The organism is Marininema halotolerans, assembly GCF_900116235.1.
Taxonomy (GTDB): domain Bacteria; phylum Bacillota; class Bacilli; order Thermoactinomycetales; family DSM-45169; genus Marininema; species Marininema halotolerans.
Genome location: NZ_FPAA01000009.1, coordinates 1 through 17,001 on the forward strand (window position 1 = coordinate 1; position 17,001 = coordinate 17,001).

General features: G+C 48.0%; 25 protein-coding genes. 2 read left to right on the top strand and 23 right to left on the bottom strand.

From position 1 onward, the window contains the following. Positions 1-284: 284 nt before the first annotated feature. Complete coding sequence (locus CHX35_RS11885; RefSeq protein WP_091837742.1) at positions 285-701, bottom strand: OsmC family protein; 417 nt, start codon at positions 699-701, stop codon at positions 285-287. A gap of 23 nt (positions 702-724) precedes the next feature. After that, positions 725-1,336 (bottom strand): stage II sporulation protein M, encoded by a 612-nt coding sequence (locus tag CHX35_RS11890; RefSeq protein WP_176392057.1) that lies wholly within the window; start codon positions 1,334-1,336, stop codon positions 725-727. Positions 1,337-1,443: 107 nt separating this feature from the next. Here CHX35_RS11890 and pdaB point away from each other — a divergent pair, with 107 nt between their 5' ends. After that, complete coding sequence (gene pdaB, locus CHX35_RS11895; RefSeq protein WP_091837745.1) at positions 1,444-2,208, top strand: polysaccharide deacetylase family sporulation protein PdaB; 765 nt, start codon at positions 1,444-1,446, stop codon at positions 2,206-2,208. Between the two features lie 11 nt (positions 2,209-2,219). Here pdaB and CHX35_RS11900 read toward each other — a convergent pair whose 3' ends face one another. After that, on the bottom strand, positions 2,220-2,852 hold the full coding sequence (locus tag CHX35_RS11900; protein ID WP_091837747.1) for a KinB-signaling pathway activation protein: 633 nt from the start codon (positions 2,850-2,852) through the stop codon (positions 2,220-2,222). A 217-nt stretch (positions 2,853-3,069) separates the two neighbouring features. On the opposite strand from CHX35_RS11900, the gene gerD reads away from it, so the two are divergent. Further along, the gene (gene gerD, locus CHX35_RS11905; protein WP_140413613.1) at positions 3,070-3,699 is read left to right on the top strand and encodes a spore germination lipoprotein GerD; all 630 of its coding nucleotides are present in this window, start codon (positions 3,070-3,072) and stop codon (positions 3,697-3,699) included. Between the two features lie 66 nt (positions 3,700-3,765). Here gerD and CHX35_RS11910 read toward each other — a convergent pair whose 3' ends face one another. From CHX35_RS11910 to CHX35_RS12005, 20 genes are all read right to left on the bottom strand, one after another. Then, a complete protein-coding gene (locus CHX35_RS11910; RefSeq protein ID WP_091837750.1) occupies positions 3,766-4,527 on the bottom strand; it encodes an ABC transporter permease in 762 nt (253 codons plus the stop codon). Next, entirely contained in the window at positions 4,524-5,363 is an 840-nt protein-coding gene (locus CHX35_RS11915; RefSeq protein ID WP_176392058.1) for an ABC transporter ATP-binding protein, read from the bottom strand. The genes CHX35_RS11910 and CHX35_RS11915 overlap by 4 nt, the downstream gene beginning before the upstream one ends. Before the next feature lie 72 nt (positions 5,364-5,435). Continuing rightward, the gene (locus CHX35_RS11920) at positions 5,436-6,554 is read right to left on the bottom strand and encodes an Mrp/NBP35 family ATP-binding protein (protein ID WP_091837753.1); all 1,119 of its coding nucleotides are present in this window, start codon (positions 6,552-6,554) and stop codon (positions 5,436-5,438) included. Positions 6,555-6,606: 52 nt separating this feature from the next. Next, positions 6,607-7,344: an N-acetylmuramoyl-L-alanine amidase CwlD gene (cwlD, locus tag CHX35_RS11925; RefSeq protein ID WP_091837754.1), complete on the bottom strand. Its 738-nt coding sequence runs from the start codon at positions 7,342-7,344 to the stop codon at positions 6,607-6,609. 65 nt (positions 7,345-7,409) lie between these two features. Next, positions 7,410-7,874 (bottom strand): hypothetical protein, encoded by a 465-nt coding sequence (locus CHX35_RS11930; protein ID WP_091837756.1) that lies wholly within the window; start codon positions 7,872-7,874, stop codon positions 7,410-7,412. Positions 7,875-7,982: 108 nt separating this feature from the next. Then, positions 7,983-8,375, bottom strand: a complete 393-nt coding sequence (rpsI, locus tag CHX35_RS11935; protein WP_091837757.1) for a 30S ribosomal protein S9 — start codon at positions 8,373-8,375, stop codon at positions 7,983-7,985. Positions 8,376-8,403: 28 nt separating this feature from the next. After that, on the bottom strand, positions 8,404-8,841 hold the full coding sequence (gene rplM, locus CHX35_RS11940; protein ID WP_091837759.1) for a 50S ribosomal protein L13: 438 nt from the start codon (positions 8,839-8,841) through the stop codon (positions 8,404-8,406). Between the two features lie 148 nt (positions 8,842-8,989). Next, the gene (gene truA, locus CHX35_RS11945) at positions 8,990-9,751 is read right to left on the bottom strand and encodes a tRNA pseudouridine(38-40) synthase TruA (protein ID WP_091837761.1); all 762 of its coding nucleotides are present in this window, start codon (positions 9,749-9,751) and stop codon (positions 8,990-8,992) included. A gap of 16 nt (positions 9,752-9,767) precedes the next feature. Then, on the bottom strand, positions 9,768-10,574 hold the full coding sequence (locus CHX35_RS11950) for an energy-coupling factor transporter transmembrane component T family protein (protein ID WP_091837762.1): 807 nt from the start codon (positions 10,572-10,574) through the stop codon (positions 9,768-9,770). Next, the gene (locus CHX35_RS11955; RefSeq protein WP_091837764.1) at positions 10,571-11,434 is read right to left on the bottom strand and encodes an energy-coupling factor transporter ATPase; all 864 of its coding nucleotides are present in this window, start codon (positions 11,432-11,434) and stop codon (positions 10,571-10,573) included. The genes CHX35_RS11950 and CHX35_RS11955 overlap by 4 nt, the downstream gene beginning before the upstream one ends. Continuing rightward, positions 11,410-12,252 carry an energy-coupling factor transporter ATPase gene (locus tag CHX35_RS11960; protein ID WP_245838786.1) on the bottom strand — a complete coding sequence of 281 codons (843 nt, stop codon included), beginning with the start codon at positions 12,250-12,252 and terminating at the stop codon, positions 11,410-11,412. Before CHX35_RS11960 ends, CHX35_RS11955 begins: the two co-directional genes overlap by 25 nt. Before the next feature lie 105 nt (positions 12,253-12,357). Next, positions 12,358-12,744: a 50S ribosomal protein L17 gene (gene rplQ / locus CHX35_RS11965; protein WP_091837765.1), complete on the bottom strand. Its 387-nt coding sequence runs from the start codon at positions 12,742-12,744 to the stop codon at positions 12,358-12,360. A 32-nt stretch (positions 12,745-12,776) separates the two neighbouring features. Continuing rightward, complete coding sequence (locus CHX35_RS11970; protein WP_091837767.1) at positions 12,777-13,721, bottom strand: DNA-directed RNA polymerase subunit alpha; 945 nt, start codon at positions 13,719-13,721, stop codon at positions 12,777-12,779. A gap of 192 nt (positions 13,722-13,913) precedes the next feature. Continuing rightward, on the bottom strand, positions 13,914-14,315 hold the full coding sequence (gene rpsK / locus CHX35_RS11975) for a 30S ribosomal protein S11 (protein WP_091837768.1): 402 nt from the start codon (positions 14,313-14,315) through the stop codon (positions 13,914-13,916). Positions 14,316-14,334: 19 nt separating this feature from the next. Beyond that, entirely contained in the window at positions 14,335-14,703 is a 369-nt protein-coding gene (gene rpsM / locus CHX35_RS11980; RefSeq protein ID WP_091837770.1) for a 30S ribosomal protein S13, read from the bottom strand. Positions 14,704-14,721: 18 nt separating this feature from the next. After that, complete coding sequence (gene rpmJ / locus CHX35_RS11985) at positions 14,722-14,835, bottom strand: 50S ribosomal protein L36 (protein ID WP_003322638.1); 114 nt, start codon at positions 14,833-14,835, stop codon at positions 14,722-14,724. 140 nt (positions 14,836-14,975) lie between these two features. Further along, a complete protein-coding gene (gene infA / locus CHX35_RS11990; protein ID WP_091837772.1) occupies positions 14,976-15,194 on the bottom strand; it encodes a translation initiation factor IF-1 in 219 nt (72 codons plus the stop codon). A 4-nt stretch (positions 15,195-15,198) separates the two neighbouring features. After that, complete coding sequence (locus CHX35_RS11995) at positions 15,199-15,507, bottom strand: KOW domain-containing RNA-binding protein (protein WP_091837773.1); 309 nt, start codon at positions 15,505-15,507, stop codon at positions 15,199-15,201. Between the two features lie 11 nt (positions 15,508-15,518). Then, positions 15,519-16,265, bottom strand: a complete 747-nt coding sequence (map, locus tag CHX35_RS12000; protein ID WP_091837775.1) for a type I methionyl aminopeptidase — start codon at positions 16,263-16,265, stop codon at positions 15,519-15,521. Beyond that, positions 16,262-16,915, bottom strand: a complete 654-nt coding sequence (locus tag CHX35_RS12005; protein ID WP_091837776.1) for an adenylate kinase — start codon at positions 16,913-16,915, stop codon at positions 16,262-16,264. Before CHX35_RS12005 ends, map begins: the two co-directional genes overlap by 4 nt. Positions 16,916-17,001: the final 86 nt, after the last annotated feature.

Sequence of the window (17,001 nt, forward strand, 5' to 3'; positions counted from 1 at the left end):
AACTTTTTTCATTCTTTTTTCGAAGCCCTTTCGGCTTCTGTCTCTTGCGTGGCCCGGCTTTCCGCCGCGCCGCCGCAGCGACAAGTAATAATTTAGCATGGATCTTGTCCTAGGTCAATACTTTTTTTCGAGTTTTTTCGTGTTTTTATAAAGCCTTCATCCACTACACCCTATTTTTATCATCGAACCTTTTTTGTCAGTGCGAAATTCCACTTCTGATTCCTTACATCTAAGGCCATTTTCGTCATACGACACTCCTCCATTCTTTATTAGAATGGGAAAGGTCATTCATGCCTTTCCCCATTAATTGAAAAGCTCGTCGTAATTTCAGCATTTAATGACTGGGAAACGGAACAATAGGTATCCCGTGATAAGGTAACTGCACGCCGCACTTTTTCTACGGGTAAGTCCCCTGTCAGGCGATAATGGATATGTACATGGGTGAACCGCCTTGGATGATCTTCTGCCCGGCTCCCTGAAACCTCCATGTCAAAGGACTCCACATGAAGACGCATCTTCTTTAAAATGTCGACGATATCAATACCTGAACAGGCTCCTACTGCTGATAAGAGTACCTCTGTCGGTCGTGGACCTTGATTCTCTCCCCCTACTTCTTCAGCAGCATCCATGGTCATTTGATGACCTGAAGGTGTGGCTGCTTGAAACTGCATGTTCCCATTCCATGTTAGGTTCGTCTGCATACGGATTTCCCCTCCCTTATAGGTTACGATTTGAGATAAACGATCAAACCCGATTCAATGACCGCTGCCACCAATATCAGAACAAATACCCCTCCGACAATATACGGAATTTGACGAAAGAAATGTTGCCAAGCCAGTTGATTTCGTTCCCGAAATACAGGAGAGACCCAGCTAATCATCCATTGTAAAACCAACAAACCTAAGCGAATACCAAAGGCTGATGCAATAATCAATGCGGGTAACTCTAAAATTCCATGGGGAAGGATTTTTGTTACAAACACCCAGAGGGGGTTATTCCCCATCGCACTTACCTGCCCCAGTACTACACCAAGGATTACCCCATTGGTAAGTAAGGCAAACAAGGGAAATACCCCAAAAAACACCCCCATGCCAATCATCGTCGCAGCCGCTTTCATATTATTTAACCAAATGACGGTAAACGCATCGAAAAAACCAGGGTGTTTACCCATCTTGGAGACCGTTTCTTGAAGTTGTTCCCAAACAGCGGATGATTTTAATACACCCGTAATTGAATCGGCAAACAGATAACCAAGAAGCGCACCTCCTACCAAAAGAACCGTGGCCAGACGAATGAGTCGCCGTTCTTCTCGTAGAGCGATAACAAATTGGTTCATCCGATCTCCTCCTTTCAATGAAACAATCATAACCCTCGTCCCATGGAATACATTTAGTATGGGACAGGTGTGAGGCCTTCCATACCGAAGCCATCGGAGGTGGTGGGATGAAATTTATATGGGTCATGTCAGCTAAACGGATCAAACAAGGAATGTTTGGTGTCATCGCGTTCATCTTCGCCCTCGGCATCTATTATGCCGAGAAGGAGAACATCCAGGTATTCATGCCCTTTGATAATGGACCGGATGCCATCTACAGTGTAGACACCAAGAAGAAACAGCTCGCATTAACCTTTGATATTAGTTGGGGCGAGGAACGTGCAGGACCAATTCTTGACATTCTAGAACGAAAAGGAGTCAAAAAAGCAACCTTTTTTCTTTCTTCACCTTGGGTAGAAACCCACCCAGACATCGTGAAAAGGATCTCGGATATGGGTTATGAGATTGGTAGTCATGGTCATCGTCATGTGAATTACAGTACCCTCAGTGAAGAGGAGATCAAAACACAAATTAGTAAAGCCCATCAAATTCTCTCTAAAGCAACAAAGAAAGAACCTAATCTTATCCGATTCCCAAATGGAGACTTTGACAAACGCGTGCTTAAAGTCGCTCGGGATTTGGGGTATACCTCAATCCAGTGGGATACGGATTCGTTAGATTGGCTCAATCCAGGTAAAGACAAAATTATTAGTCGCGTAACTGGCAAAGCCCACCCTGGAGACATTATTCTCATGCATGCCAGCGATTCAAGCAAGCAGTTACACGAGGCACTGCCTGTGATTATTGATGACCTCCATAAGAAAGGATACCGATTTGTTAGCGTATCCGAACTTATCGCAGGATCGAAGGTGGATTTAAATCCAGTCGATTAACAGCTCTAACCTTAGAGCTGTTTTTTTTGTTTATTTTTCTTTTTCACCGACGGTTGATGGGACCGTACCGATGGCTGAGAGGTCGCCTCTTGTGAGCCGACGGGATCCAAAAGACGGTGTAGCTGCATGATTTGCCATGCGTTACAAATGAGCAAGGAGATTACCATCAGTAAAATCAATGGAATCGATTGTTCTAAGGAAGGGATCGCCTCTAAGCTGGTAGCCGCAGTCATAAAGAAAACCGTAGGAATAAAGCTCATCGAATTTGTCGCCTTCACTTTAAATCTTCCCACAATCAATCCAGCCAATAAAATCGTGGCGGGTACAATGAGCCTCTCCAAGAGGCTGTGTTCCTTTTGAATGACAACCAGGCTACTAAGCACCAACACCGTCACCATTAACTGAAGAAATTGATAAACGCGTTGGTCACGGATAAAGCCAACAAACACCATATTAAAAACCATATACGCAAAAAAGCCCATTTGAGCCATGGCTCCAAACATAACTCCTGCCCACAATTGCGACACAATTTGGAGTTCTCCACCGACACCGCTTACCTTGAGAAGGAAACCGATGACAGGTGCTGTCACTGTACCAATCGCACAAGTGGTCCAAAATAGAAAGAACAATTTACGTAGCGTCACAGTTCGTCTCTCCTTCAATACACCTCTGACTTACCTTACCTATTATAACGATCCTTTCAAGGGAATTGAATGCTACAAGGCATAATCCGCCAAAACACCGCTCATATTATAAGCAGGTAATGATTTCAGATCGTTCTCATGTTTCTTCCACGGAGGCCTACAAAAACCCTAACAAGAACTTACCTTACTTTTATATCAGTGAAAGGGCGACGCACCTATGAACAAACGTATGCCACTATCGGCACTGATCTTGTCCATTTTGATCATCACTCCCCTTACCGCATGTGGCTCATCGGATAAATCTCAATCAAAAACAGGAGATTATACCGGCATGAAACAGATGGTAACGGATGTGCTTCACACCCAGGACGGGAAAAAATCGGTTCAAGAGATGATGAAGGATCCTGAATTTCGCAGTCAAGTCATCATTACGGATCAGCAAATTGAAAAAACAATCAGTGACACACTAACCAACCCCAAAATGCAACCCCAATTAGAAAAGTTGTTAGCAAAACCGAAAGTCGCCGCCAATTTTGCGAAGGCAACGCAAGAAGAACACAAAAAATTGATTAAGCAACTTATGAAAGATCCCGACTACCAAAAGATGATGCTGGACATATTGAAAGATCCGGAGTTTACCAAACAACTGTTGCAATTGATGAAGAGCAAAGAATCCCGTCAGCAAATCATGAAGGTCATGGAAGAAGCTTTACAAAACCCTGCTTTCAAAGAAAAATATATGAAGTTGATGAAAGAGGCCGGTACGAAACAAGGAAACCCTTCAGGTGGCTCATCATCCAAAGGGCAGTCCGGTCAATCTCAAAATGGTGGAGGCTCTTCCTCTTAACCCTTGATCCACGACCGCAACATTTTTGAGCTGGAACCAAAACGCTTCCAGCTCTTTTTATTGCGCTTAATTTTTCTTTCCCCAGCCGACAAATTGATGAGCGGCATTAAATAGTGTGGGAATCACCATCGTTCCTAAGAGGATACTTACTAAAGCGGAGGAAGCAGTGAAGGAGAACATCACCAATAATTGATAGCGAACTGCTGCCACAGGATCCGTACCTGCAATAATTAAACCTGTCATCATCCCAGGTAATTGGACAAGCCCAACGGTTTTAGTCGAATCGATGATTGGAATCATTCCCCCTCGTATCGCAGAGGTCAGCATTCGTTTACTCGCCTGTACACGCGTCGCTCCAAGGGAAAGTGCCACCAAGATCTCGTCACGCATCGACTCTGCATTATCTTTTAAGCGGTTTAATAAAAGGGAAGAAACCACCATGGCGTTGCCAACAAGCATCCCACTGATTGGAATAACGGTCTTCGCTTCCGGTTTCACCATATCCAAAAGAAGCATCATACTCAGGGTGAATCCCACCACCGACCCAATCGTGACAAATACCTTTAGGCGAATGCTCGGAATGCCTTCGCCTCGTTTTCCAGCATTTTGAGAAGCGACGAAGATGGAGATCCCAATAATTAAAAGGATAAATTCCCAACGGTCCGCTGTAAAGATATACCGCAAGACAAACCCAATCGCGGTTAGCTGAATGGTTGCGCGAAGGGTAGCAACAACCAGGTCCTTTTCTAACCCGAGCTTTTGCCACAAGGAAATCATCATCGCAATAAAAATAAACCCGACCGTAAAGAGCGTGGCTGTTGTACTCATGAGTTTTCACCATCCACCGTTAACGCACCAGCAGAAAGACGCCAATGAATATCGGCCAGGCGTTGTACTTGTTGTTGAAAATGGCTAATCATCAACACCGTTCCTCCTTGATCTCGAAAACGTCGAATTTCTTCCTCCACCACCTGAATGGAGGCATCATCTAACGAAGAAGTGGGTTCATCCAGTAATAACACCGGGGGGTTTAATGTCAATGAGCGCGCCAAACTAACCCGTTGTCGTTCACCGCCAGAAAGATCCTCCACTTTACGACGAAGCATCGACTTATCTAATCCCACTCTTGCCAGGGTATTTTCCATCTCGGATTGACTCATCTCTTTTCCTTGTAACGATAGGGGGTAGGCCAAGTTCGTATTTACAGTACCCGGAAAAAGAATGGGCTGCTGTACAACATAGTGAACCTCCCGGCGTAACTGAACAGGATTCCATTCTGTGATGTTTCGTCCGCGATATAAGATCCTGCCCTGATCTGGGTCCTCAAGGCGATTTAGGAGGCGAAATAACGTACTCTTGCCAGTTCCAGAGGGCCCTGTCACCACAACACAACTCCCCTTTGGCACCACCGCACTCACCCCATTAAGAGGAGTAATCGGCCCATCATCTCCTACATAACTTTTTCGCACCTGTTCTAATTGAATAATTGATTTCTCCATGATTCCACCCACCTTCTTTCTTAAGTCTTCCCCTCGCGAAAAAAAAGCACCGGATAAACAACCGGTGCTTTTTTCGATATAACCTACCCATTTTATATCCAACCGACCCGACGTGTTGATTAAACCGGTTTTTAGAGTAAAGGAGGCAGTTCCTTGTGCCCCCATGTACCCTCGCTCCATCTTTTCATAACCAACACACCTGACAACCGATTTCGACCTTAAAGGAGCAATCCCCTTTTAAAGGGTACGCTTCATTACTTCGCGCGCTAAATCCCGATACCTTTGTCCTGTCGATGTATCTGCTGCATAGACAGAGGGTGAATATCCTGGATCACCAGGATCTCCATTATCAGGTGCACCTAGAGGAATCTGTGCAAGAAGTTCGGTATCTAACTCCTGCGCAAGCTTTTCCCCGCCGCCACGTCCAAAGATATAATCCTTCTTCTCACAAGAAGAACATTCGTACCAGGACATATTTTCTACAACGCCAAGAATCTCATGATCGGTATGTAGCGCCATCGCTCCTGCCCGCGCCGCAACAAAGGCAGCCGTGGCATGGGGAGTGGTTACAAGTAGTTCCTTCGACTGGGGAAGCATTTGATGAACATCTAATGCGACATCACCGGTTCCAGGTGGAAGATCGAGTACCATATAGTCTAGGGTACCCCACTCGACTTCTTGGAAGAAATTGCGGAGCATCTTGCCTAGCATCGGACCCCGCCAAATTACCGGAGCGTTCTCTTCCACGAAAAATCCCATCGAAATCATCTTCACGCCAAAACGATCCACGGGATAGATGGTCTTATCCACCACGCGGGGTCGTTCTTCTACCCCCATCATATCCGGCACGCTAAATCCATAGATATCGGCATCAATTACACCCACTTTTGCCCCTTCACGCGCAAGAGCAATCGCTAGATTCACCGTGACCGTCGATTTACCAACTCCCCCTTTACCACTGGCAACTGAAATAAAACGGGTGTTGGATTCTTTGGATAAAAGCGGCGGAGCATTTTCTTCTGAGGAGAGTGCCGCACGCCCTTCCGATCGCTTCGTACGAATTTTTTCTTGATGTTCTTTACGAATGCGCTCACTTAACGCGGTTTGCTCCCGTGAACTTAACACATCCGTCTCAATCTCTACTGTAGCGGCCCCAATCCCTTTGAGCGCTGTTTCCACTTCCTTCAACATGCGATCCTGATGGGGAGCGTCCTCGGATAGGAACATTAAAGTGAGGACAATTTTATCATCAAAAATCCGTATGTTTCGGGCCAAATTTAATGTGACGAGGTTGTTTTTTAACTCCGGCTCATTTACTTGCCGAAGGGCTTCCAAGATTTGTTCAACCGTAAGCAAGATTAACACCCCAATTGACGAGTTCGTTTTTCATCTTTAATTATAGCATAGGCTACTTGGAACCTTTAGCGCTCTCTTCTTGGCGAGTATAGTACAAGATAATGCCATTGTATATGGATGCGGCTAGTTTTTGCTGATAGGTAGGATCCGCAAGCTTTTTTGCCTCACCTGGGTTGGACAAAAATCCCACTTCAACAAGCGCCGAAGGAACTGGGGATGTTTTTAATATATAGACATTGCCACTGTGACGCGCTAAACGCTTGGTGTTATCCAAGTGTCGTATGAGTTCCGATTGAATCGCCATCGCTAATTGTTGATTGGCCTCCAAGGTGGGGTAATAAAAGGTTTGTGCCCCACTCCATCGCGTGGAGGGAGTCGAATTAAGATGAATGCTAATAAATGCGTCCGGCGACGTTTCTTTGACCAATTCAGCGCGGCGAATCAAGTCCTGGGATTTGCGACGTTTCGCATCTTCATCCGCAAGATCACGATCCGTCTCCCTTGTCAGGAGAACGAGCGCACCGGCTTCCTGTAAATAATCCCGCACTCTCAAGGTAATATCTAACGCGATTTTCTTTTCGATAACACCTGAAGCACTAACTGCCCCACCATCAATCCCCCCATGTCCAGCATCCAAGACGAAGGTTTTCCCTGCTAAAGGCACACTCCATACAGCACGGCTCCACTGAAAAGGGGAATAACCATATAAAAGGAGAGCGAACAGCAAGCTGACAGTGATCGTCCACCAGAAGGCCTTCTTTTTAACCCATTTCCCTACTGCATCCTTCATCCTCCGACCTCCCCAACAAGTCCCAATCGATGATTCATGTATATGGGACAAGGCGGGACGATATGTTACAGAAGTCGCCTTTTTCGCAGACGAATTCCATAATCGATGCCATGTAAAAACCACCGTAGCGCAACTTCATCGAAAAAAACAAGAACGGATTGGCTTGTCCATTCATCCAAGTGATGAAATAAATCCATCTCACGTGCTACCCGACTAACTAGTTCATCCCCCTCTTGGCCAAAGACATCATTGCACCACCTTCTCCGCTCGTTCTCTGTCCGTTCCGGTGGACATTCTGCTTCTCCTTTACGGCTGGACTCAATTCCACACACATATGCCTCAAAGGCCAAGCGATAAACGGCCTCATCCACACTAAAACGCTTTCGAGGAGAAAGAAACGAGAGACTCGGCTCCAGTACCTCCTCTAAAAAACGCGATAGCTTGCTCCATGGAAAACCATGCAAAGCTTCTTCGCGAAGCTTCTCCATACGATGGCAACGCCATGCCTCTAACCAGACAACCTTTCCCACCGGTATCCCTCCTCAAGTAACCATAGTGTTACCGGTCGGCGCAGTCGTATCCTACCTAATAAACAGAAAAACCCGTTTCCATATTGGAAACGGGTACCATGCCACGCATCAGCGCTTGGAGAACTGAGGAGCACGACGAGCTTTTTTGAGACCATATTTTTTCCGTTCTTTCATCCGTGGGTCCCGAGTCAAGAAGCCTGCTTTCTTCAGGGACGGACGCAGTTCCGGATCGACTTTCAGAAGTGCACGAGCAACACCGTGACGGATCGCACCGGCTTGACCGGTAAAACCACCACCATCGACATTGACGAGCACATCATAACGGTTCAAGGTTTCTGTGAGAACCAGCGGTTGTTTTACAATCGCTTTTAGGGTTTCGAGACCAAAATATTGATCCATGTCACGACCGTTGATGACGATACGACCATCACCAGGAATCAGACGAACGCGAGCCACGGATTCCTTACGGCGACCTGTGCCGTAGAATTGGACTTGTGCCAAGGTTGGTTTCCCTCCTTAGAATGTTGTATTAACCGCGGAATTCCCAGTTAGCAGGTTGTTGTGCCTGATGAGGATGTTCCGTACCGGCGTATACCTTCAGCTTTTTCAACTGAGCACGACCCAGTTTGTTCTTAGGTAGCATCCCGCGAACAGCTAGTTCGATCATCAGTTGAGGTTTTTTCTCACGAAGGTCGCCAGCTGAGATGGATTTGAGTCCACCTGGGTAACCTGTGTGACGGTGATAAATTTTATCTGCTGGTTTTTTACCAGTTAGATGAACTTGAGACGCGTTGATAACGATAACAAAGTCACCGGTATCCACGTGGGGTGTAAATTGGGGCTTGTGTTTCCCGCGTAGCAATGTAGCTACTTCGGTAGCAACACGCCCTAGCGGTTTATCCGCGGCATCGACCACATACCATTTCCGATCGATTTCGTTCGGTTTGGCCATAAAAGTGGTTCGCATCGTGTTCCCTCCTCATGAAAAGACCATTGGATAGATAGTTAGGTATAATCCAAAAGTGGTCAGGATTTTGCTTAGTGCGCCGAACTTGGTTCCACCGGGGCAAGTGGAAAATTACCAACGATCATACTACACCAAATGGCATTCGGTGTCAAGGATGGAGAGATTTTTCCCAAGGTTGATAGGAGACTTCCATTAGAGTAAGCCCTTCAGGAGGAAGCGTTTTACCAATCCTTCCTCGATCCCGAGATGCAATAATTTCCGGTACTTGCTCGGGCAAAAGGCTTCCCTTCCCCACCTGAACAAGTAATCCCGCGATAATTCGTACCATATTGTAGAGAAATCCATTGCCTGCGGTGGTGATAGAAATCCCCGCTGTCATGCTTTCGACGTCACACTGATACAGTGTTCGTACCCGATTTTTGATCGCAGACTTCGCTGAGGAAAGTGCCGTAAAATCATGCGTTCCCAACAAGTGTTGAGCAGCTTCTCTCATGACAAGTTGATTCAATTCCCCTTTGATTCTCGTCCGATATCGACCGGTAAAGACATCGGGGATTGCGTGTGTATCAATCTCATAACGATATCGTTTCCAACAGGCATCATACCGCGCATGAAAACCATCGGATACTTCTTCTGCATGAATGACAGCCAGGTCTCTTGGCAACATATGATTGAACACCCAGACCCATTTTTCAGTAGGAATTCGAGTGTTCGTTGTTAAATGGACCACTTGACCCCTTGCATGGACACCCGCATCGGTTCGACCTGCACCATAAACGATAATGGTTTCTCCAGTCACCTTTTTCAAAGCTTTCTCCAGCTCGCCTTGAATGGTGCGCTGGTTTTGTTGACTCTGGAAGCCTGCGAAATCAGCGCCGTCATAGGCGATGGTCAACTTCAGTCTCCGCATGACATCATCGCCTCCTTCACTGGCTTCGAAGCCCGATAAGACCGATCACGAGCAAGAATAAAAGAATAAAAGCGATGCTATCATTCCCTGTGAAGGTGAGTTTTCGAAGTCGTGTCCGACCTTGGCCGCCTCGATAACCTCGGGCCTCCATTGCTAACGCGAGTTCCTCTGCCCGTCGAAATGCTGAGACAAAGAGGGGAATTAGCACAGGGATAAAACTTTTTAACCGTTTAAAAATACTGCCGCTTTCAAAATCGGCTCCACGTGCCTGTTGCGCCTTCATGATCTTATTGGTCTCTTCCCATAAAGTAGGAATGAACCGCAGGGAGATCGACATCATTAATGCCAGTTCATGGGCAGGCACACCGACTCGACGCAAGGGGGTTAATAACCTCTCCATTCCATCAGTAAGATCGATAGAAGAGGTCGTCAGGGTTAATAGCATCCCGGTCACCACGAGTAACATAAAGCGAAGAGAGATCCATCCTGCTTGCATAACCCCTTTTTCCTCAATGGTGATCGGACCCATGGAAAATAGCACTTCGCCGCCCTTGGTAAAGAAAAGATGAAGACAAGCCGTAAAGGCGATGAGAATAAATACCGGCTTTAACCCCCGTAGGATCATCAAAATCGGCACTCCGGAAAGAAAGACCCCTACACTCGTCGTCACGATTAATAGACCATAGGTGATGCCGTTATTGGCAAGAAAAACAATCAGCATATACACAAAGATAACGACGATCTTGGTTCGAGGGTCTAAGCGATGGAGAATGGAGTCGCCTGGAACGTATTGCCCCAGCACCGGGGCAGAGAGAGGACTCATGGTGATTTCCTCCCCTGCCAGCGATCCGAAAGATATTCTGCCAACGCTTCCACTGTCAAAAGATCCTCTGGAACGGAGGGACCCATACGCTCGCGCAGAGAGTGACACAATGCCGCCGCAGGAGGTGGCTCCAGGCCCCACTGTTCTAGCGCTTCTCGCTGGGAGAACACTTCTCCAGGCGTCCCGGACAATACTCGCCGACCCTTATGCATCACATGGATCTTGTCAGCATAACGGGCCGCCTCTGCCATGCTATGAGAAACCAAGAGAACAGTCATCCCACGTTCATGATGAAGCGCATTTATCTGTTCTAGAAGCTCTCGTTGTCCTCTGGGATCCAGTCCTGCCGTCGGCTCATCCAGAATTAAGACACGCGGCTCCATCGCAAGCACGCCGGCAATGGCTACCCGACGCATCTGTCCCCCAGAAAGCTGAAAGGGAGAACGATCCGCCAATGTCTCTGGAAGCCCTGCCCACTCCATACTTTGACGCACACGTGTTGTGAGTGCCTCACCATCTATCCCCTGGTTACTCGGCCCATAGGCAATATCCTTCGCAACCGTTTCTTCAAACAACTGATGTTCTGGATACTGGAAGGCAACACCCACATGGCGACGCAATGGTGCCAGTTTTTTTGTGGTTCCATCCACTACCGTGTCAAAAACACGCACACTTCCCGTCGTAGGCCGCAAAAGGCCCGCAATATGTTGAATCAGTGTGGATTTACCTGAACCGGTTGCACCGAGTATCGCAACAAAGGATCCCGTTTCCACCTTAAGATCGACATCGCTTAATGCTTTTTTTTCAAAAGGGGTGCCTGCCATATATACATGACTTAACCCTTGGACAACAATCCCCATAATTCCTCCACCAGCTCCTCCGAGTTGGCACTGTCTCGAGAAAGGGCCATCCCTTGCCTTCGCAACCGTTCTCTAAGATCAATAAACATCGGTACTTCAAGGAATAACTCTTCAAGTTCCTCCGGATGGGAAAAGATATGGAGTGGTTTTCCTTCACGCACCACTTGCCCTTTATCCATCACCAATAGGCGTTCGGCTTGTAGCGCTTCATCGGCGGAGTGGGTAATATGAATTACCGTTGTTCCTTCCTGATGAAGGGATTGCATCGCTGCAAGCACTTCCTTACGCCCTAGAGGGTCCAACATTGAAGTTGCTTCATCAAAGATGATCACAGAAGGACGCATCGCTAAGACTCCCGCAATTGCCAACCGTTGCTTTTGTCCACCAGAAAGGTGATGAGGAGCTGCCTTTTCTAAGCTAGTCAATCCAACACGAGCCATGGCATCCTGAATACGTTTTACCATCTCGTCCCGTGGGACACCTCGATTCTCCAACCCAAAGGCGATATCATCGATGACGGTTGTGGCAACGATTTGGTTATCAGGATTCTGAAAAACCATCCCTACCCGGCGCCGGATTTCCCACACGGCTTCAGTATCATGGGGATCTAAACCATCGACGGTTAACACCCCTTCTGTGGGAAGAAGTAACCCATTAAAAAGGCGAGCCATTGTCGATTTCCCTGAGCCATTTGGCCCCATTACGGCAAGGTATTCTCCTCGATGAATGGTTACATCTAGATTGGAAAGTACCCACTCTCCTGCGCCGGACTCTGCTACGGACGGATATCGGAAACCCACTCCTTGAAGATGGATCACCCTTATCACCGCTCTTTCCATAGAAATCCGGATAAAAAGAAAAAAGGGTAGATTCCAGGACCGGATCGATCCTGCCCTCTCCCTTTGATCACACAAAAGCGGTAATTACACCAGTTCCAGAAAGACCATTTCCGTCGCATCTCCGCGGCGAGGTCCGATCTTGATGATGCGGGTGTAGCCACCGTTTCGTTCTTCATAACGGGGGCCAACTTCATCAAACAGCTTCTTGACGGCGTCCACCTGTGAATGGGTAACTTCTTCACCGTCTTTTTCCGTACGAGAACGCTGTTGACGAACGTAGGCGGCCGCCTGACGACGTGCATGAAGATCATTACGTTTCGCCAGGGTGATCATTTTATCAGCGATGGAACGAACTTCCTTTGCTCTGGTAGCAGTCGTTTCGATCCGTTCGTGGATGATCAGGTCGGTCACCAGGTCCCGAAGCAAAGCTTTTCGCGCACCGGAATTACGACCCAGTTTGGAATGTGCCATGTGTTTCCCCTCCCTCGTCTCAGAATGGGTGTTTAGTCGTCGTTGCGCAGGGAGAGTCCTAGCTCAGACAATTTTTCCTGCACTTCTTCGAGCGACTTACGTCCCAAGTTGCGTACTTTCATCATGTCCTCTTCTGACTTTTGGGTCAGCTCTTGGACAGTATTGATGCCAGCGCGCTTTAGGCAGTTATAGGAACGAACGGAGAGATCCAACTCTTCAATGGTCATTTCCATGACCTTCTCTTTCTTGTCCTCTTCCTTTTCGACCATAATCTCAGCATCTTGGGCTTCTTCGGTCAAACCGACAAAAAGCATCAAGTGCTCAGTCAAGATCTTCGCACCTAAACTCACCGACTCGTCTGGTCGTAAGCTTCCATCCGTCCATACTTCCAATGTCAGCTTATCGTAGTTCGTCACTTGACCAACACGAGTATTTTCTACTTTGTAGTTGACGCGCTCAATCGGTGTATAGATGGAGTCAATCGGAATTACTCCGATGGACTGCTCTTCCGTTTTATTGCCGTCAGCAGGTACATAACCCCGGCCACGATTTGCTGTCAGACGAATGTGCAAACGACCATCTGCAGCTAACGTCGCGATATGAAGATCGGTATTAAGGATCTCCACATCCGAATCAGCACGGATGTCACCAGCTTTAACTTCCCCGCCGCCTTCCACATCAATCTCGAGCACTTTCTCCTCATCCGAGTGGACTTTCAAAGAAAGTTGTTTCAGGTTGAGAATGATCTCAGTTACATCCTCAACCACTCCAGGGATCGTGGAAAACTCATGTAACACCCCATCAATTTGAATGGATGTTACTGCCGCACCTGGAAGGGACGACAGTAGGATGCGACGCAAGGAATTACCTAAAGTGGTACCATAACCGCGTTCCAAGGGTTCCACGACAAACTTTCCGTATCGACTGTCGTCGCTGATCTCTACGGTTTCAATCTTTGGTTTCTCGATCTCAATCATACGGTCGAACCCCTCCTTCTAAACGTCGCATTCCGGGTGGATCGGTCTTTTTGCGCATCTCTTAGTGGTGTCATCGACGACTCGTCCCGGCAAACGACCGCTGGGCATACGTATAGCCATGATTTGTCCACTACCAGTATACACAAGCCATTGGTAATGTAAACCAATCAATTTCCCGGAAATCAAATTCCTTTACACTCGGCGACGCTTCGGCGGGCGGCACCCGTTATGAGGAATCGGAGTGACATCTTTGATCAGGTTTACTTCCAGACCAGCAGCCTGGAGTGCACGGATAGCCGCTTCCCGACCAGCTCCGGGGCCTTTCACCGTCACTTCGACCGTTTTCAAACCGTGTTCCATACCCTGCTTGGCAGCGGCTTCTGCAGCCATTTGAGCAGCAAAAGGTGTGCTCTTACGAGACCCTTTGAAGCCCATTGCACCCGAGCTGGACCAGGCGATAACATTTCCCCGTCTGTCAGTGATCGTCACGATCGAGTTGTTAAAGGTTGAACGAATGTGCACAATCCCTGACTCAATATTCTTACGGGCTTTCTTTTTAACGCGCTGGTTGGAAGTACGTTTTTTTACAGCCATGGTTTTCCCTCCTTATCCGTTACTTCTTCTTGTTCGCCATCGTGCGACGTGGACCTTTACGTGTACGAGCATTGTTTTTGCTGTTTTGTCCACGTACCGGTAGGCCGCGGCGATGCCGCAATCCACGGTAAGATCCGATTTCAATCAAACGTTTAATGTTAAGAGCTATATCCCGACGTAGATCCCCTTCAACGATCAAACTCTTATCGATCGCGGTACGAAGTTTACCCACTTCGTCTTCGGTCAGATCGCGAACACGTGTATTCACATCGATACCCGTTTCAGCGAGGATCCGATTCGATTGTGAGCGACCAATGCCATAGATATACGTCAGTGCGATTTCCACGCGCTTCTCGCGGGGAAGGTCAACACTAGCAATACGTGCCAAAATGACCCACCTCCTATCTTATCCTTGTTTTTGCTTATGTTTCGGATTTTCGCAAATAACCATGACAGTCCCTTTGCGACGAATCACCTTACATTTTTCACAAATCGGCTTTACACTCGGCCGTACTTTCATGTGTCTTTCCCTCCTGTCTTCTCCACGGGATTCCTAACAATGGGCCTGGTACCCAGGAGCCCGTGGAGCCTCGGTGTCATATCTTGCTGGCTACACGGCCCGCAGCGACATCCGAGCATGGGGCTAAAGGTACCTTCTCGTTATTTATAACGATAGGTAATCCGGCCCTTAGTCAGGTCATAGGGGGAGAGCTGGACTGTCACTTTGTCCCCAGGCAAGATCCGAATAAAGTGCATACGGATTTTGCCAGACACATGGGCCAAAACCTTGTGACCGTTCTCCAACTCTACCCGGAACATTGCATTGGGTAGAGGCTCGATGACCTTACCTTCCACCTCGATTACATCTTCCTTGGCCATTGACTCACTCTCCTTTTCCTTCTCCGATATGAAGAAGATATTGGTTCAAGGCGTAGCGCAACTTCGCGTTAGTAACCCTGCCGTCAGCATGAATCGATGCCGCAACATCACGGTCAATATGATTGGTGGGTTGGATATGCTTCAGGTTCTTTTTCTTCGCCTGACCAAACTTTCGTTTGTCACCATCCACCAACCAAACAAAGTGGGGTTTTTCAAACCCGATTACCACCGCATATCTCCCTGCCTCACGACCCCGGATTACCCTGACGATCTGTCCTGGCAAGGGCCGATATTCGGCCTCCGTCACATCCATCACCCTTCACCTTACACTGTGGTCAATACTTCGTGGCCGTCTTCTGTAATCGCGATGGTATGCTCGAAATGGGCGCACAGGGAACCATCCTGTGTAACGACGGTCCAGTTGTCAGCCAACGTTCGCACGTATCGCGTTCCCACATTCACCATCGGCTCGACGGCCAACGTCATCCCCGGTTTTAAACGAGGGCCTTTGCCCGGCAGCCCGTAATTAGGAATGCTAGGCTCTTCATGCAGCTCCTGACCAATCCCATGTCCTACATACTCTCGAACAATGGAAAATCCGGCATTTTCAGCGAGAAGCTGAACAGCATGAGAGATATCCCCAATCCGATTACCCGGTTTCGCTTCAGCCAAACCTTTGTAAAGGGACTCCTCCGTCACTTCGAGCAACCGCGACGCCGTTTCTGAAACTTGCCCAACCGGGTACGTCCATGCAGAATCGCCATGATACCCATTTAAGCAAGCTCCGATATCGATGCTGATGATGTCGCCATCATTCAGCCGTCGATCACCAGGGATGCCGTGAACCAGCTCCTCGTTCACCGAGGTACAGACACTCCCTTTAAACCCGTTGTAACCTTTGAAGGAGGGAATTGCTTTGTTCTTCACAATGAAGTTTTCCGCAATTCTATCCAATTCTTTGGTGGTTATACCAGGCCGGATCGCGTCTTTCAAGAGTTCATGCGTTTGAGCGACAATTCGTCCCGCAGCACGCATATGCTCAAGTTCTTGGTTCGATTTTAGTACAATCATCGGGCAGTACTCCCTAGAAGTCCTAAAATGGAATCCGTGACATTACCAATTGGCTGCTCTCCGTCAATGGTCCGAAGATTGCCTTGCTTCTCGTAATACCCAACGAGAGTCCGGGTCTTCTCCAGGTTGACTGCAAGCCGCTTGGCAACAGTCTCTTCCGTGTCGTCTTCTCGCTGATACAATTGACCGCCACACCGATCACAGATCCCATCTTTCTTCGGTGGGTTAAACACGACGTGGTACGTAGCGCCACAGTCTTGGCAAATTCGCCGACCAGTCAATCGTTTCAAGAGTTCTCCCTCAGCCACTTCAATGTAAATGACGTGGTCGAGTTCCTTCCCCATCTCCTTCAGCATCTCATCCAACGCTTCCGCCTGGGGCACCGTTCTTGGAAACCCGTCTAACATGAAGCCCTTGGCACAATCATCCTTGGCCAGACGATCCTGGACAATTCCGATTGTGACTCGATCAGGAACCAATTGACCTTCATCAAGGTACGACTTCGCTTCGCGACCGAGTGGTGTTTCTTCCTTCACTGCTTGGCGGAACATGTCGCCGGTAGAGATGTGAGGGATGTGAACTGCCTCAGTGATTCGATCCGCTTGAGTACCTTTTCCAGCACCCGGCAGTCCCATCAGCACAATATTCAAGCCTCATCCCTCCCGCTGCAGGGCGATTACCCACGATAACACTCGTAAGTGCATCTTCGACAATCCCGATGTCGGAGGCTTTCGTC

Coding starts and splice junctions, on each gene's coding strand:
- CHX35_RS11885 (WP_091837742.1), bottom strand. CDS start 701: ATGCAGACGAACCTAACATGGAATGGGAACATGCAGTTTCAAGCAGCC.
- CHX35_RS11890 (WP_176392057.1), bottom strand. CDS start 1,336: ATGAACCAATTTGTTATCGCTCTACGAGAAGAACGGCGACTCATTCGT.
- pdaB (WP_091837745.1), top strand. CDS start 1,444: ATGAAATTTATATGGGTCATGTCAGCTAAACGGATCAAACAAGGAATG.
- gerD (WP_140413613.1), top strand. CDS start 3,070: ATGAACAAACGTATGCCACTATCGGCACTGATCTTGTCCATTTTGATC.
- CHX35_RS11910 (WP_091837750.1), bottom strand. CDS start 4,527: ATGAGTACAACAGCCACGCTCTTTACGGTCGGGTTTATTTTTATTGCG.
- CHX35_RS11915 (WP_176392058.1), bottom strand. CDS start 5,363: ATGGGGGCACAAGGAACTGCCTCCTTTACTCTAAAAACCGGTTTAATC.
- cwlD (WP_091837754.1), bottom strand. CDS start 7,344: ATGAAGGATGCAGTAGGGAAATGGGTTAAAAAGAAGGCCTTCTGGTGG.
- rplM (WP_091837759.1), bottom strand. CDS start 8,841: ATGCGAACCACTTTTATGGCCAAACCGAACGAAATCGATCGGAAATGG.
- truA (WP_091837761.1), bottom strand. CDS start 9,751: ATGCGGAGACTGAAGTTGACCATCGCCTATGACGGCGCTGATTTCGCA.
- CHX35_RS11950 (WP_091837762.1), bottom strand. CDS start 10,574: ATGAGTCCTCTCTCTGCCCCGGTGCTGGGGCAATACGTTCCAGGCGAC.
- CHX35_RS11955 (WP_091837764.1), bottom strand. CDS start 11,434: ATGGGGATTGTTGTCCAAGGGTTAAGTCATGTATATATGGCAGGCACC.
- rplQ (WP_091837765.1), bottom strand. CDS start 12,744: ATGGCACATTCCAAACTGGGTCGTAATTCCGGTGCGCGAAAAGCTTTG.
- CHX35_RS11970 (WP_091837767.1), bottom strand. CDS start 13,721: ATGATTGAGATCGAGAAACCAAAGATTGAAACCGTAGAGATCAGCGAC.
- rpsK (WP_091837768.1), bottom strand. CDS start 14,315: ATGGCTGTAAAAAAACGTACTTCCAACCAGCGCGTTAAAAAGAAAGCC.
- rpmJ (WP_003322638.1), bottom strand. CDS start 14,835: ATGAAAGTACGGCCGAGTGTAAAGCCGATTTGTGAAAAATGTAAGGTG.
- infA (WP_091837772.1), bottom strand. CDS start 15,194: ATGGCCAAGGAAGATGTAATCGAGGTGGAAGGTAAGGTCATCGAGCCT.
- CHX35_RS11995 (WP_091837773.1), bottom strand. CDS start 15,507: ATGGATGTGACGGAGGCCGAATATCGGCCCTTGCCAGGACAGATCGTC.
- map (WP_091837775.1), bottom strand. CDS start 16,265: ATGATTGTACTAAAATCGAACCAAGAACTTGAGCATATGCGTGCTGCG.